The sequence below is a fragment of the Marinobacter sp. V34 genome (assembly GCF_055524115.1).
Map to the genome: position 1 here is coordinate 19,021 of NZ_JBUPZY010000005.1, position 15,869 is coordinate 34,889.

Here is a 15,869-nt window from a genome sequence, read left to right on the forward strand (position 1 = left end):
ATTACCCACCATCATTGCACTTTCGGCTATTTCGATAGTAGAAAGCGAGCAGGTTTTCCAATAGGGCAACCTGATTTTTCCGCTGCCGGAAACCGTGCCCTTCATCCTCAAACCACCAGAGCTCCACGGGCTGCCCGTTCTGCTCCAGCACCCGCACCATTTCCCGGGTCTGCTCGGGCACGACCACACGATCCTGGCCGCCCTGAAAAAAAATCATTGGCCTGCGAATGCAATGTGCCTGCTGAACGGGCGTGCGCTCATGCCAGCGCTCGGGATTATCACTTGGCGCACCCAGCAGCCAGTCCAGGTAGCCTGACTCAAATCGGTGCGTCACTTCCCGCAGACGCGCTGGATCGCTAACACCAAACAGACTGGCACCGGCCCGGAACCGTGTGCTGTGAGTCATTGCCATCAGCGCCGTATAACCACCAGAACTACGGCCCTGCATAAACAGCCGGCCGGCGTCTGCCCGGCCACTCGCCACCAGGTGGTCCGCTGCCCGCTCCATATCCTCCACATCGGTCTGGCCCCAGTTGCCAGCGAGCGCCATGCGAAAGCGGCGTCCGAATCCCGCACTGCCGCGATAATTGACATCGGCGACTGCAAAACCATGGTGGCACCAGAACTGGACCTGCGGATTGAATACCGGCCAGGCCGTCGACGTGGGCCCACCGTGAGCAATCAGAATCAACGGCGGTGGGCTATCCTCAGATGAACTATCAACGGGCGGATAGAAAAAACCACCCACCCCTTCCTGGCCTCCTCTCGATGAAGGCACCCGAAAAAATTCAGGCGCAACGATTGGCGTATCCGCGAACGGCGCTTCGCCCCCGGCTAGCAGGTGGACCCTGTTGGTTGCCAGATCCACCGCCAATACAGAGTCCAGCCGGGTCGCCGATCGGGCAACACAATAAAGGTGGCCGTCGAAGAGCGTCATATGCCGGAAGTCGTTGAAGTCCGGCGCTAGCCTTGCAGGTGATGAACCAGCGGAGCACTTCAGCCACAGCTCCCCCACCCCGTTTAGGTAACGTACCCAGGCCCAACCGCCCTGCCCCAACGGGCAATAATGGCGTTCGCCCAATTGCCAGGGGGCGCTTGCGTGATCCGCTGCTGTTGTGTCCAGGCAGGTCCACTTGGACTGGCCATCTGGCCAGGAAACGCACCATGCCTGCCACCATCCTTCGTGGTCCGACAGCACGTACAACATCTCACCATCGAACACAGGCTGCTGCACGCTGCCTTCCCGTGGTGTGGGCCAACAACGGGCACGAACCAACATTCCGTCTTCATCAACATCCGCAGTCCATAGAACGGACCTAACCCAGGGCATATCCGGTAACGACCAGCAAACCCAGGCCATGCGCTCACCATTGGCGGAGAGTGCCGGTGCACTGTAAAAATCCTCGCTGTCGTGCAGGGGCACGATCTCGTTGTGATCTCGAACGGCCACCAACTGCTGACAACCCGAACGTTCACGAACCGCCAGGGTACGGTGATGACATGGGTCCCATACCAGCCCGCCGAAGCTGGCGTCCGTACCCTGTGTTACGGCGTTTGTGGCACCCGTAACAGGATCGATACGATGAATCTGCTGTTGGGATGCTTCAACCACATACACCGCGTCGCGCCCGGCACACAGCGCACCTCCGCCGTAACCATTGACCTGGCTGCGAATATCGAAAGCCAGGGGAACGACCCATTGAGGACTCTCGTTACCCACTTTTCGGAGCAGGTTGCGACCACTGTCAGGGTCGAACTCCAGCCAGAATGCGCCGGCTTGGCTTGCCGTCACCCACCCACGCTGGGTATACGCTGCAGCCGCCTGTTCGGCGGACAGCAACGGATACCGGGGCGGGTTCCAGGCATCAGCCCCTGAAGAACAACCGGGAATTGTTGGTGTTGCGATAGGTCAGCTCCTCCAGCCCCGCGGTAGCGTGGTCCGCCGCCTTGCGGGCGGCGAGGATGCGGTCATGATGGGGCGACTTGCTGCAGACAGGGTCGGCATTGTCGGCGTTACCTGTCAGCAGGTAGGCCTGGCAACGACAGCCGCCGAAATCTTTCCCTTTTTCGTCGCAGGATCGGCAGGGCTCCGGCATCCAGCTATCACCCCGGTAATGGTTAAAACCCGGGCTGTCATACCAGATGGAGTGTAGTGAGGAATCCCGCACATTGGGAAATTCAATGGGCAACAGGCGGGCACTGTGACAGGGCAAGGCGGTGCCATCTGGCGCTACGGTGAGGAACAGGCTGCCCCACCCATTCATGCAGGCTTTTGGCCGCTCTTCGTAATAGTCCGGCGTTACAAAGATCAGCTTCATCGCCGATCCGTCGTCCGCCAGGCGTTTGCGATAGACGTTTACTTCAGCCTCCGCCTTTTCCAACTGCGCCCTGGAGGGCATCAGCCCCTCCCGGTTTTCGAACGCCCAACCGTAGTACTGACAGGTCGCCAGCTCTACGTAGTCCGCACCCAAACGATCACAGAGGCTGATGATATCGTTCATCTGATGGATGTTGTGGCGATGGATCACGAAATTGAGCACCATAGGGTAACCCGCTTCCTTTACCGCACGGGCCATCGCCAATTTCTGCTCGAAAGCCTTGCGTGAGCCGGCCACGGCGTTGTTCAGTTCCGGGTCCGAGGCCTGAAAACTGACCTGAATATGGTCCAGCCCGGCATCTCTGAAGGCGTTCACCTTGGCCTCGGTGAGCCCCAGCCCGGAAGTGATCAGGTTGGTGTAATAGCCAAGTTGCCTGGCCTCTGAAATGAGTTCCGGCAAGTCCTGGCGCACCAACGGCTCACCACCGGAAAAACCCAACTGCGCTGCCCCCATCTCACGGCTCTGGCGCAGTACCCTGACCCACTCTTCGGTGGTCAGTTCCTGTTGTGTCTGAGCAAAATCCAGCGGGTTGGAACAATAAGGGCATTGCAGCGGACAGCGGTAGGTCAATTCCGCCAGCAGCCATAGGGGCGGACCAATACCAGGGCGATCACCTGCTGGCATGATGTTGTGCCCATTCATGGGAACAGTATCCAATGCTGCTGTTCGGCATCCTTGAGGAACTCGCTGACATCCTCTTCCAGAGGCCCCGCGTCAGGAAACTGCTGCTCCAGAATGGCGACGATGTCGGCTACGGTACGCTGGCCATCCACTTCTTTCAGTACCGCCCCAGCGCTGTCATTCAGGCGCACCATACCTTCCGGATATAACAGCACATGGGCCTTCTGGGCCGGCTCCCACTGGAAGCGGAACCCCGGGCGAAGGCGGGGTGTGCGTTCCATCGGCGTGGCCACTACAACCCCCGGTGCCAGACCGGCTGGCTGGTTACGGTGTGGTACGGCGGCGTGTGGTGCTGATAAGCCATAGTCAGGGCATCCAACATAGACCATAAGATATCCAGTTTGAATTGGAGGATTTCCAGGGCACGGGCCTGCTGTGCCGCGGTGGTGAAGTGGTCCAGGGTGATGGTCAGGCCGTGTTCCACGTCTCGGCGCGCTTCCGACAACCGTTTGCGGAAATAGGCATAGCCATCCGTCTGGATCCAGGGATAATGCTGGGGCCAGCTATCGAGCCTGGACTGGTGAATCTCCGGCGCAAACAGTTCCGTCAGGGAGGAACAGGCCGCTTCCTCCCAGGTCGCCCGCCGGGCAAAGTTCAGGTACGCGTCTACGGCAAACCGCACACCCGGCAACACGTGGCGCTGGTCAATGACCTCATCCCGGGTTAGCCCTACTGCTTCCGCCAGGCTCAGCCAGGCCTCGATACCACCTTCGTCATCACTGTGACCATCGTGATCCAGCACTCTTTGGAGCCACAACCGGCGCACCGAGGCATCCGGGCAGTTAGCCATGATAGCGGCGTCTTTGCGGGGAATATTGATCTGGTAGTAGTACCGGTTGGCGACCCAGCCACGAATCTGCTCCGGGGTGCAGTCACCGCCATACATGGCTTTATGATACGGATGGTGAATGTGGTAATAGTCGCCTTTTGCCCGCAGGGCCTGCTCAAAATCCCCACGATTCATGATGGGTGTAGCGATTGCGTTCACAAGGGCACCTCCATATCCAGATGCATTCCATCAAACGACACTTCAATACCATGCCTATCCAGCACGGCCCGCTCGGGCGAATCTTCGTCCAGAATGGGGTTGGTATTATTGATATGGATAAGAATTTTTCTCCGTGCTGGCATGGTATCCAGCACTTCGATCATACCGCCGGGGCCGCTCTGGGCCAGGTGCCCCATTTCCTGACCGGTGCGCGTGCCCACCTCGCAACGTAGCATCTCGTCGTCGTGCCACACCGTGCCATCCACCAGCAGAGTGTCGGCTTTGCGCATCCATTGCAGAATCTGTTCATCCGGCTGCCCGAGACCTGGCGAGTACATAACGGTTTCACCGCTGCGGGTGTCTTCAATGAACAATCCGATGTTATCTCCGGGATGCGGGTTGTTTCGGCGTGGCGAATACGGTGGCGCATTGCTGAGCAGTGGAATGGCGGTCAAACGCAGGGAGGGGGCGCAGGGTATGGTGAAAGCCTGCTGATCGGTACAGGGCACCTCGTGCCACCGGGGCCCTCCGTTCCAGTGCTCAAGCATTCTGAACAGTGGAAAGCCGCCGCTCAGGTCTTCATGAACCTGCGCCGTGCACCAGACATCCAGCGGCAAGCCTTCACGCAGCATCAGCAGGCCGGTGGTGTGGTCCACCTGGCTGTCAATCAGCAACACCGCATTGATGCCGGTATCCCGAAGCGCACGCGCCGGCTGCATGGCATCAAAACTTGCCAGCTGAGCACGGATATCGGGAGACGCGTTACAGAGAATCCAGTGCACGCCGTCTTCGCTGATGGCGATGGAAGACTGGGTACGAGCGCTGGCGTTCAGGGTACCTTTGCGGAAACCATCACAGTTGGCGCAATTGCAGTTCCACTGGGGGAACCCTCCGCCGGCGGCGGAACCGAGGATACGAATCTGCATGACGGAAACTCCAGAAGCAAAATGGCCAGCGCGCAAGGCTGGCCATCACTTCTCAGCGGTTGGCGAAGTACATGGTGACTTCGAAGCCGATCCGCAGGTCTTCATAGGCTGGTTTGGTCCACATAACGCTTACCTCTTGTGATGATTGTTGTGGTATTGAGGATCCGTTAACCGGTTACCCGGTAACTCACCTTCAATCCTACCCAGTCCCCGAAAAGGCAAATATGGTACTTTGGCACTGATTTCCAGCTGATCTGAGCCCGGAAACTCATCCTTTCGACCCATGCCGGCACACATCGGATCAGACACAAAAAAAGGCCCTGGGAAGGACCTAAAAATGGCAGGAAGACCCATCCACCCCCACCAGTCAACTGCAACCCGGTAGAGATGCGCCCCGGCCAGACACCGGGGAGGAATGTGCACATCCATGTGCTGACTCGCCACCGGGCCTTGTGTGGGAGGGCCCGGGCACAACAGTCATTACCGGCCTCAGAAGAAGCCCAGCGGGTTAATGTCGTAGCTGACCAGCAGGTTCTTGGTCTGCTGGTAATGGTCCAGCGCCATCTTGTGGTTCTCGCGGCCAACACCGGACTTCTTGTAACCACCGAAGGCAGCGTGAGCCGGGTACTGGTGGTAACAGTTGGTCCATACGCGGCCAGCCTGGATAGCGCGGCCCATGCGATAGGCACGGTTGATGTCGCGGGTCCAGAGGCCGGCACCCAGACCAAACTCAGTGTCGTTGGCAATGGCCAGGGCTTCTTCCTCGTCCTTGAAGGTGGTCACACCCACCACCGGACCAAAGATTTCCTCCTGGAACACACGCATGTCGTTCTTACCTTTGAACAGCGTGGGCTGAACGTAGAAACCATTATTATAGGCATCGTCCATTTCCTCACGGCCACCGCCGGTCAGCACTTCCGCGCCTTCCTGCTTGCCGATTTCGAGGTAGGACATGATCTTGTCGAACTGCTCCTTGCTGGCCTGGGCGCCGACCTGTACATCGGTATCCAGCGGATTGCCACGCTTGATCGACTTGGTACGCTCAACAACCTTCGCCATAAACTCGTCGTACATGTCTTCCTGCACCAGCGCGCGGGACGGACAGGTGCACACTTCACCCTGGTTGAAGAATGCCAGCACCAGGCCTTCCACACACTTGTCGATGAACTCTGGCTCTGCCTTCATTACATCGGAGAAGTAGATATTGGGGGATTTGCCACCCAGCTCCACGGTAGACGGAATGATGTTCTCGGCAGCACATTTGAGAATGTGGGAGCCTACAGGTGTTGAGCCAGTGAAGGCGATCTTGGCAATACGCTTGCTGGTGGCCAGCGCCTGGCCCGCTTCGATGCCGTAGCCATTCACGATGTTGACCACACCCGGTGGCAACAGGTCGCCAATCAGATCCATCAGGATCAGGATGCTGGCCGGTGTCTGCTCGGCCGGCTTCATCACCGTACAGTTACCAGCCGCCAGACAGGGCGCAAGCTTCCATACAGCCATCAGCAGCGGGAAGTTCCAGGGAATGATCTGGCCCACAACCCCCAGCGGCTCATGGTAATGATAGGCCACGGTGTTGTTGTCGATGGCGCTGGAGGTGTCTTCCTGGGCACGGATACAACCGGCAAAGTAACGGAAGTGGTCAACCGCCAAAGGAATGTCGGCGTTCAGTGTCTCGCGAACGGCTTTGCCGTTATCCCAGGTTTCGGCGACCGACAGCATCTCGATATTCTGTTCGATGCGGTCGGCGATTTTCAGCAGAATGTTGGAGCGCTCGGTGGTGGACATTTTGCCCCACGCGGGCGCGGCCTTGTGGGCGGCATCCAGAGCCAGATCGACGTCTTCCGCCTGGGAGCGCGGGATTTCACAGATCACATCACCGGTGACCGGCGTTATGTTCTCGAAGTACTGGCCTTTTACTGGGGCGACCCACTCGCCGCCGATGTAGTTCTCGTAACGGGGTTTGAAGGAGACAACAGAGCCTTCCTTACCGGGTTGTGCGTAGATCATGGTCTCGACCTCTTGTTGTGTTTGTCGCAGGACAACGCGGCCTTGCGCGTTTACCTATTCAATGTAGACCCCGTCACTGGATAGTTGAATGATTCGATGGAGGTGAAAAACTCATCCCTTGGTAGTAAACGCCAGGGCATGGAGGTGGGAAATCACCACCTGTTCGGCAGTGTCCACGACGTCGTCGGGGAATTCGCCCTCTATCCCAAGCCTGCGTAGTAATGGGAAGCGGCCTACCAGGAAAAAGACAATCTGACCCATGACGGTATGGGCCTCGATGATGACCCGGCGCTCGTCGGGTGACCGGTCCATCACGACCGCAATCAGGCGGGTCAGGTGCACATGGACACGTTCGAAGGTTTCTTCGTAGAGGATATCAAACGCCTCGGTGGGACTGGCCTGTTCGCGCATCACCAACATGAGCCAGCGGCGAGCCTCCGGGGCCTGGGCGAACTGGCGAACCATGCGTTTCACGATGAGTTCGAGTTGGGCCAGGGCCTGATCGCAATCACTGGCGCTTGTAGCCGATTGTTCGTCAGTAAAGCCGAAAACTTCTCTCATGCGCCGAGCAATATGCCGGGCAATGGCGTGGTACAGGCCAGTCTTATTGTCGAAGTAATAGGCAATGGAGCCGATATTGGAATCGGCGGCTTCGGCAATCATGCGGGTCGTGGTTCCTTTGAAGCCATATTGACCAAACAACTCCATGCCCGCCAGGATCAGTTTTTGGGCGGTTTCGTCTTCGGCTCTGCCCGGCTCGTTTGCCACTGCTTTCTCTCCAAATGCACTATGTTGTCTCGGTTGCATAAGGCATCTTCCCTGATTCGCGGGCAAAAAAGTAGGTGTACAGCACCGGCACCACGCCCAGACTCATCAAGGTTCCCAGGCCCAAACCAAAGGCCATGGCGCTGGCCATGGCATAGAATAATGGGTCTTTACCCACAATCAGCGGCAACAGCCCGAGGATGGTGGTGGCAGCCGACATGACAATGGGCCTGAGCCGTCGAACAGAGGCGCGGACAACGGCCTCCTGCAGGGAATGCCCCTCGTCACGACGTTCCCGGTCGATTCGTTCGATCAGCACGATGGCATTATTGATGATAATGCCGGCCAGGCTGTAGATCCCCAAAAGAACCATGAACCCGAAATCCGCCCGCAATGCCAATAGGCCCATCGATACGCCCAGTATCACCAGGGGAATGGTGACCACGATCAGCAGCGGGCGCTTGTAGGAATTGAACTGGGCCACCAGCAGGATCAGGATCAACCCCAGGCACAATGGCAGGTTGGCTTGCATCGAGGCCTGCCCTTCGGCGGACTGCACCACCACGCCGTCAAACTCAATCCAATGGCCTGGCGGCAAAGAGGCCTCCAGGGATCTCAGTGTTGGGGTAATGCGAGGCACCATGTCCTCGGCGGTCAAAGCATCGTTTCGTCCTTCGATGGTAATGGCGCGAACCAGATTGTGCCGGTCGATCCGGTAGTAGCCATCGTCCAGCCCGATTGTCGCCACCTGGTTCAGGGGAACACCCTCACCAGGGTCGTTCAGCGGGTAGACCACCAGCGATTTCAGGCGCTCCAATCGGGATTTCACTTCAGGCGGGTAACGCAACACAATGGGCACCAGGGTGTCGCCCTGGCGTAACTGGCTCAGTTGATAGCCATCAATGGCCCCTTTCAGCGAGTTGGCAATATCGGCAGAGGTGACGCCGGCGCGATCCGCTTGTGCCTGGTTAACCTCGATACGCAATGACGGTATGCGTGCTTCCCAGCTCTGACGCACGTCCCTGGCCCCCGGCATAGCGCGGAGTTCTGCCTCCACCTTTGCCGCAGTATCGTACAGCACCTCCCGGTCCGGCCCCTTGACCAGAATCTCCAGCAGGTTGGAATCTGAAGGCCCGAGGAACATCCGGGTGACCTGGGAGGACAGTTGCGGAAATTCCTTAGCCAGCAGTTGTCGCGCCGCTGTCATCACCGACGCCATCTGATCCCTCTTTTTCACGTTCAACACCAGGAAGCCTTTATTCGGCGCCGGATCGATGGGGGTGAGTGACAACACGAACCTGGGACCACCGAATCCGGCGTAGGCCGCCACACCCGTCAGCTTGTCGCCCAGAGATTCGGTGAGCGACCGGCTGACCGCCTGCACCTGCCGGTCCGTTGCGGAGGAGGCACTGTCAGATGGCAGATCCAGGTAGACCAATACCTGATGCCGGTCTGAATCGGGAAAGAACTTCTTGGGCACCACCTGCATCAATCCAATACCCAGCAACAGCAAAGCCACCACCACTATCAGGAATAACGGCCGATGCCGCAGGCAGCGTCTGAGCACTACTTCATACCTACTGGACATAGCCCGGAACAGGCGCTCGGATAATGCTGCCGGCCCGGTTTGTTGCTGATGTGCACTGCTACCGGAATCATCAGCGGGGCGTTGCATGAAGCGGTGACACCATATCGGCACCACTGTCATCGACAGCAGCCAGGACGTCAGCAACGACAGGGCAATCACTATTGATATGGACCGGGTATATTCACCCGAGACATGTTCCGCCAACATCAGTGGCAGGAAGACCAGAATGGTGGTCAGCGTGGAGGACAACAGGGGCATGGCCAGTTCACCCCCAGTCTGTTTCAGCGCCAAGTCACGAGACTTACCCTCCGCCAGGCGGACTTTGAAGTCCTCGGCAACGACGATCGCGTTGTCCACCAGAAGCCCCAACGCGATGACGAGGGTTGCGAGGCTCATGCGCTGCAACGTCATGTCGAAGAGCCCCATCAATGCCAGGGTTACGAGCATGACTGCCGGTACCGTTGAGCCGACTATCAGGCCGGTGCGAATGCCCAGAAACAGAACCACAACCGCCAGAACAATAGCCAGGGTCTGTATCACACTGAGGCTGACGCCATAGACCGCATTGGCCACCTGGTCCGCCTGGAACGTCATGATGTCCAGATTATAGCCCGCCGGCAGGCTGGCCCCGATGTTGTCCAAGCGAGCCCTTACGGCTTCGCCGTAATCAAGGACGCTATAGCCATCAGCCATGGAGATGGCAAATACAATTGCACGCTTGCCATTGTGGTAAGCGGTGTTAGCGGGAGGATCCAGGTATCCCCGATTGACCGCTCCAAGATCCGCCAGGCGAAGGGAGCCACCATCGGGCAACCGAATGTCCGATGCCCGCAGGGCTTCCAAGTCCGGAAACGAACCCGACACATGCAATGCCAGCCGCTGCTCTCCGGATTCCATAACGCCCGCCGGTGAGATAACGTTTCGATCACTAAGCTGTGAGGCCAACTGAACCGGCGTCAGCCCAAGATTGGCCAGGCGGGATTCACTGACATCAATGTAGATGCGTTCCGCCTGCACACCGTGCAACTCCACCTTGCGGGTTCCCTCCACACCATAGATGCGGGCGCGCACATGTTCGGCAACCTGCAGTTGTTCAGCCTGGCTGAACTGATCTGAGGTGAGCGCAGCAGTGACCACGGCCACATTACCGAAATCGTCATTGACGACTGGCGCCTCAGTCCCCTCCGGTAATTGACTGCGGGCACTCTCCACCTTCTGGCGCACGTCATCCCAGATCTGAGCCAGATCGAAGTAGCGATCCTGAATCTCAACATGAATCAGTGACTGCCCCCGCATCGAGGTGGACCGGATATGCTCCACCTCGGCAACCTCACGAATCCGGGTTTCCAGCGGCTTGGTAATCCATTCCTCGACCTGCTCGGCGGGTAAGCCAGCAAAACGGGTACTGACCACCGCCTCGCGGACGGTAATACTGGGATCTTCCCTGGTGGGAAGCGAGACGTAGCTGAACGCGCCAAAGAGCATGGCGGCCACGGTGGCCAACAGGACAACCGGACGGTAACGGAACGCGAGCTGGGAGAGGTTCATGGCCACCTCAATGGAACCGTTGTGGGCCCTGGCCCAGAATGCTGACGCGGTCACCTATCGAGACAAACTCGACACCGCGCGCGACAACTTTCTGCCCCACCTGCAGGTCCCCGGTGACCGCCGCCTCGCCGTCTGCTACCGAGAGTACTTTCACCGGCACGGAGACCAGTTGGTTGGCGTCATCAAGCCGCAGAACCCGGGGCTCACCCAGGACTGGGTATAACAGGGACGTCAGGGGCACACGAAAGGAGTCAACCGACGCGGTCATGCTATCGGCCGCTATTTCGAAGGAAACTTCAGCGGTCATACCAGAACGAAGTCCTGCCATGGGCTCCGTCATACGGAGGATAACCGGGTAATCATTTCCGTCAGCGGCGTGACTACCAATGTGTGTTACCCGCGCGGTCGTCTGTGCGCCGTCCAGTGCGGGCACTGACACTGACTGGAGGCGTTCTGTCTGAACCTGCCCGATGACGTTCTCCGGCACCCGGGTCAACACGTCAAAACCGTCGCCACTTGAAACAAGGTTGAAGATGACCTCGTTGGCCGCCACTCTTTGCCCGGGTTCAGCGTGCCTGCGTGCCACAGTGCCATCGAACGGTGCCTGCAGGCTTGTCTGTTCCAGATCCCGCGCTGCCAGTTTCCGGGACGCGACGGCGGAGTCCACCCTGGCCCTAGCGCCAACCACGGCTGCCTCTGCGTTTTCCAGGGTAGCTTCACTGGTATGCCCGCCCTGGCGCAGCCTTGTCAGCCGCCGTAGCTCGCGCTGAGCGTCAGCAAGGTCTGTCCTGGCTTCCAACTCTGCCGCCTGGCTGCGTTCATACGTCAGTTGATAGCGCTCCCCATTCAACCTTGCAAGGGTATCGCCACGCTGAAAGGCATTGCCAACATCCAGGGCCAGATACTCCACCTGGCCAGATACTTCAAAGCTCAGCGTGGTTCTTCGGCTTGATTCCACCCGGCCCGGCAAGGTCATCCAGGACATCGATTCAGCCGGCTCTACATTTGCCACGTCCACTAGCCGTGGCGGAGACGAGGTATCCAGTGGTTCAGACGCCGGCGAGCAGCCGGCCAGTATCAGCACCGCAAAAATGATTACCAGCACCACAAGCCACCCCTGTTTAATCATCTGATTAAGGCATCGTATAATCATTTGATTAAAACTGGAAGGATGTACCATGAAAAAAGGGGCTGCCTTCCGGCAGCCCCTTCTAGACCCGATACCGAGTCGGTAAACTCCAGGGATCAGTTGCTCGCAACACGATCCTTCGGCAGCTTGAACGTCCAGACCATACCACCCTGGTTGAAGTCCTTCACCACCTTCGCCACTTCACCGCCCCAGAGCGGAACTGCCCCGCCCCAGCCGGAGGCCACGGAGACATACTGCTCGCCGTCCATGGTCCAGGTGACAGGCGTACCCACGACGCCGGAACCGGTGTTGAACTTGTACAGCTCTTCGCCGGTCTTGGCATCGAAGGCTTTGAGATAGCCTTCAGGCGTGCCGGTAAAGACCAGATTGCCAGCGGTTGTCATCACACCACCCCACAGCGGAGCGGTGTTTTCATATCGCCAGACTTCCTTGCCGGTCTTCGGGTCCATGGCGCGGAGTACGCCGATGTAATCGTCATTAGCTGGCTTGATCGTGAAGCCTGCGCCCAGGAAGGCCGCGCCTTTTTTATAGGACACCGGCTCGTTCCAGATATCCATCGACCATTCATTGGATGGTACATAGAAAAGGCCGGTGTCCTGGCTGTAGGCCATGGGCATCCAGTTCTTGCCACCAAGGAAGGCCGGCTGGGCAACAACCACTTCACCCTTGCTTCCTTCCATGGCGGAAGGATCGCCTGGGCGGCCACCGTCCTTGAAGATCGGACGACCGGTCTTCGGATCAAGGCCTTCAGCCCAGGTGATCTTGTCCACGAATGGGAAGCCGCGAACGAAGTCGCCATTCTCACGATTCAGAACGTAGAAGAAGCCGTTACGGTCGGCAGTCGCCGCTGCTTTCACGGTTTTTCCATTCTCTTTATAGTCGAACGAGATCAGTTCATTTACACCGTCATAGTCCCAGCCATCGTGGGGTGTGGTCTGGAAGTGCCATTTGATGCTGCCATCATCCGGATCAATCGCTACCCGCGAAGAAGAGAACAGATTGTCACCGGGACGAAGGTGCGAATTCCAGGGTGCCGGGTTACCGGTTCCGAAGAACAGCGAATCGGTATCCTGATCGTAGGTACCGCCCAACCATGTCGCTGCACCACCGTTTTTCCACATATCACCTGGCCAGGTTTTACCCGCTTTGCCGCCGGATATACCGTTTTCGATCTTCTTGCCGTCTTTATAAACATACCCCATGTGACCTTCAACAGTCGGGCGCATCCACACCAGCTCACCGGTATTAGCGTCGTAGGCTTCCACCTTGCCGACAATACCGAACTCACCACCGGAAACGCCGGTAATCACTTTGCCCTTCACTACGATAGGCGCGGCAGTAATGGCATAACCCGCCTGGTAGTCGGCGACCTTCTTGATCCACATGGGTTTGCCGGTGTCTTTGTTCAAAGCGACGAGTTTGGCATCGAGAGTGCCGACAATAACCTTGTCGTCGTACAGAGCAACGCCGCGGTTAACAACGTCGCAACAGGGCATGATGCCGTCGGGCAGACGCGCGTCGTACTGCCAGATTTCCTCGCCGGTTCTGGCGTCAATGGCGTAAACACGGGAATAGGAGGCGGTCACATACATTACCCCATCCTTGATCAATGGCTGCGACTCCTGGCCGCGCATTTTCTCGCTGCCAAACGAGAACGCCCAGGCTGGCTGAAGGTATTGAATGTTACTGGTGTTAAGGTCTTCCAGGATGCTGAAGCGCTGGCCCTGGGTGCCCATGCCGTAACTGACGATATCGCCCGGCGTTTTGTGATCGTTCATGATGTCTTCGTCGGTGACCGCATGGGCCCCGTACGATACCGCCAGTGCCAGGGCACTGGCCGCAATGCGAATCCCGAACTTGTTCGATGTCATGGTTGCGCTCTCCAAGTCTCTTGTTTTCGGTGCTATCGTTTTTGTTTCAGGATGAACCGGGAACTTTTCCCGCCTCTGATGAGATTCTTCGCTCTGGGAGCAAAACCAACAATTACTCCCCGGCACTGGTTTTCTCATCACTTGGTATTACTACCTCCAAAAAACAAAACTTGTGAGAGCTTCACAGTCGAGATCAGAGCTTGCCTTCCGCTTTTGCCACGGCCTCTTCACTGAGAAATTCACGGTAGTATTGGGGCACACTGTATTTAAGACCGAGCTCCGCAAACAGCGCCTGCAATTCACCGGATTTCACCAGGTCGCCCATGATGGCTTCTATGGCATAACCCAACTGACGATGGGTGTGCTTGATGGCCATCCCCACATCCCAAACCTGCTTGCCAATACCGGGAAAGCCATTGCCCGCCAGCTGAAACTCAGCATATTCAGGACGGCCCAACTCGTGATCGATCTCGGCACGCATGCCCATCACAGCACTGACCGAACCGTCGCGCATGGCCTCAAACGCTTTGTGTACGCTGGGAAAGTGTCGAACCTGGTCGCGCATCCTGCCCTGTAAACCGGAACTCAGGTAGAAATCAGGAAGAGTGTCAATTTCCACACCGATCGGGTGGTACTGGAACTTGGCGACAGTGTCGACGCCGTCAATTTTTTCGGGATTGAAGGCAATTTGCCAGGTTTCCTGCTGATAGGGGCCGAACAGCACCACCTGTTCGTTGATGTACTCCCCGGTGGAATCTTGCATATAGGCATATTGTTTGTCATAGGGCACACGCATCATCACATCTGCCAGCCTGCGCTTGGCCAGGTAATGCCCTTTCCAGACGTTGTTGCGCAGGTCATCGCCCAGGTTTTCATCCGGCACAATCCAGTGCACCCGGAATTCAACGCCCATTGCCTCGGCAATCTGCTTGCCCACTTCCACGTCGATGCCTCTGGCTTCTCCATTCACCGCATAAGAATACGGTGGGAAGTTTTCATAGACGCCGACTTTCAGGTATCCGGACTCGAGGATGATGTCGTAGGTGCGCTCTGCCGGACGATTCAGTATCGGATCACCGTCGTCCACTTCCTGCGCCGGGACCACTTGGAAAAACAGCATCAGTACAACAATACGGAACAGGGTTTTCATTGTTTTCTCCCCAACGACGTCAGGCCGGCACATGGCCGGCCCGAATACAGGCTTAGTGTGAAGATCCTCCGAGCAGATCATTCCGGCTTAGGCAGAGACTCCACATATGTTCGAATGGCCCATATGGCGTTTTGATCCAGTGTTTTCTTCCAGGCAGGCATGCCCCGGTCTGTGCCGTTCAGCACCCGGGTGACGTAATACTCGTCATCCCACTCAGTCAGTTCCCGCAGGTCGGGCGTCAGCCCCCCCGACATGGCGCGGATGCCATGGCAGCCAGCGCAGTTGCCGGCGTACGCACTCTCACCAACCTCAACGGCCTGGGCATTGTGCTTGCCATACTCATTGCCTTCGCGAAACGGATTCTCCAATCGTACTTCGCCCCCCAGTTCGGGCAGGTCACCAGTGTCCACCTCCTGTGGAGTCACGTTACCGTGAGCCATTACCAGACCAGCAACCCCAAAAAGTGCAGCTGCCAGCAGCGTGTGAAGTGAAAAGGACGTGGTCATCGTTGGTACCTCTGTTATTTGATTCCTCATCCATTGGCTGTTGGTGTTGTCAGGCGCCAATGTGCTTATTCCCAGTCTAGGAACCGCACCGTCTAATCCGAATGCCACTTTGGGGGTTTTGGCATAGTTCCTTGGTAGTAGACGCAGAGAGCGAAGGCCAAAGCACGAGAGAGCGAAGCGGTACCTGAAAACTTCCCGTTTCTCAGCCACAAGCGCATTAATCGGGATATTTTCCCGGCTTTTTATGGCTTTTTCCCGGATCCAGCATGGTTATTTCCGTCGCCTGGCGTTGTCCACGCGGCTAATAC

At 57.7% G+C, this 15,869-nt stretch carries 13 protein-coding genes; all 13 read right to left on the reverse strand.

Going from position 1 to position 15,869, the window contains the following annotated elements; genetic code table 11:
- Position 1: 1 nt before the first annotated feature.
- The gene (locus tag AC0B60_RS09755; RefSeq protein ID WP_465085627.1) at positions 2–1,792 is read right to left on the reverse strand and encodes a S9 family peptidase; all 1,791 of its coding nucleotides are present in this window, start codon (positions 1,790–1,792) and stop codon (positions 2–4) included.
- 73 nt (positions 1,793–1,865) lie between these two features.
- Complete coding sequence (gene pqqE, locus AC0B60_RS09760; protein WP_465085628.1) at positions 1,866–3,020, reverse strand: pyrroloquinoline quinone biosynthesis protein PqqE; 1,155 nt, start codon at positions 3,018–3,020, stop codon at positions 1,866–1,868.
- Positions 3,017–3,280 carry a pyrroloquinoline quinone biosynthesis peptide chaperone PqqD gene (gene pqqD, locus AC0B60_RS09765; protein ID WP_465085629.1) on the reverse strand — a complete coding sequence of 88 codons (264 nt, stop codon included), beginning with the start codon at positions 3,278–3,280 and terminating at the stop codon, positions 3,017–3,019. The genes pqqE and pqqD overlap by 4 nt, the downstream gene beginning before the upstream one ends.
- Before the next feature lie 11 nt (positions 3,281–3,291).
- Positions 3,292–4,023, reverse strand: a complete 732-nt coding sequence (pqqC, locus tag AC0B60_RS09770) for a pyrroloquinoline-quinone synthase PqqC (RefSeq protein ID WP_465085859.1) — start codon at positions 4,021–4,023, stop codon at positions 3,292–3,294.
- 20 nt (positions 4,024–4,043) lie between these two features.
- On the reverse strand, positions 4,044–4,973 hold the full coding sequence (pqqB, locus tag AC0B60_RS09775; protein WP_465085630.1) for a pyrroloquinoline quinone biosynthesis protein PqqB: 930 nt from the start codon (positions 4,971–4,973) through the stop codon (positions 4,044–4,046).
- Positions 4,974–5,025: 52 nt separating this feature from the next.
- A complete protein-coding gene (gene pqqA / locus AC0B60_RS09780; RefSeq protein ID WP_007153157.1) occupies positions 5,026–5,097 on the reverse strand; it encodes a pyrroloquinoline quinone precursor peptide PqqA in 72 nt (23 codons plus the stop codon).
- Between the two features lie 365 nt (positions 5,098–5,462).
- Positions 5,463–6,983 carry an acetaldehyde dehydrogenase ExaC gene (gene exaC, locus AC0B60_RS09785; protein ID WP_465085631.1) on the reverse strand — a complete coding sequence of 507 codons (1,521 nt, stop codon included), beginning with the start codon at positions 6,981–6,983 and terminating at the stop codon, positions 5,463–5,465.
- A gap of 111 nt (positions 6,984–7,094) precedes the next feature.
- Complete coding sequence (locus tag AC0B60_RS09790) at positions 7,095–7,751, reverse strand: CerR family C-terminal domain-containing protein (protein WP_465085632.1); 657 nt, start codon at positions 7,749–7,751, stop codon at positions 7,095–7,097.
- A gap of 19 nt (positions 7,752–7,770) precedes the next feature.
- Complete coding sequence (locus tag AC0B60_RS09795) at positions 7,771–10,884, reverse strand: efflux RND transporter permease subunit (RefSeq protein WP_465085633.1); 3,114 nt, start codon at positions 10,882–10,884, stop codon at positions 7,771–7,773.
- A 7-nt stretch (positions 10,885–10,891) separates the two neighbouring features.
- The gene (locus AC0B60_RS09800) at positions 10,892–12,013 is read right to left on the reverse strand and encodes an efflux RND transporter periplasmic adaptor subunit (protein ID WP_465085634.1); all 1,122 of its coding nucleotides are present in this window, start codon (positions 12,011–12,013) and stop codon (positions 10,892–10,894) included.
- Between the two features lie 116 nt (positions 12,014–12,129).
- The gene (locus AC0B60_RS09805) at positions 12,130–13,905 is read right to left on the reverse strand and encodes a PQQ-dependent methanol/ethanol family dehydrogenase (protein ID WP_465085635.1); all 1,776 of its coding nucleotides are present in this window, start codon (positions 13,903–13,905) and stop codon (positions 12,130–12,132) included.
- A gap of 193 nt (positions 13,906–14,098) precedes the next feature.
- The gene (locus AC0B60_RS09810) at positions 14,099–15,055 is read right to left on the reverse strand and encodes a substrate-binding periplasmic protein (RefSeq protein WP_465085636.1); all 957 of its coding nucleotides are present in this window, start codon (positions 15,053–15,055) and stop codon (positions 14,099–14,101) included.
- A gap of 77 nt (positions 15,056–15,132) precedes the next feature.
- Entirely contained in the window at positions 15,133–15,561 is a 429-nt protein-coding gene (gene pedF, locus AC0B60_RS09815; RefSeq protein ID WP_465085637.1) for a cytochrome c-550 PedF, read from the reverse strand.
- Positions 15,562–15,869 lie beyond the last annotated feature (308 nt).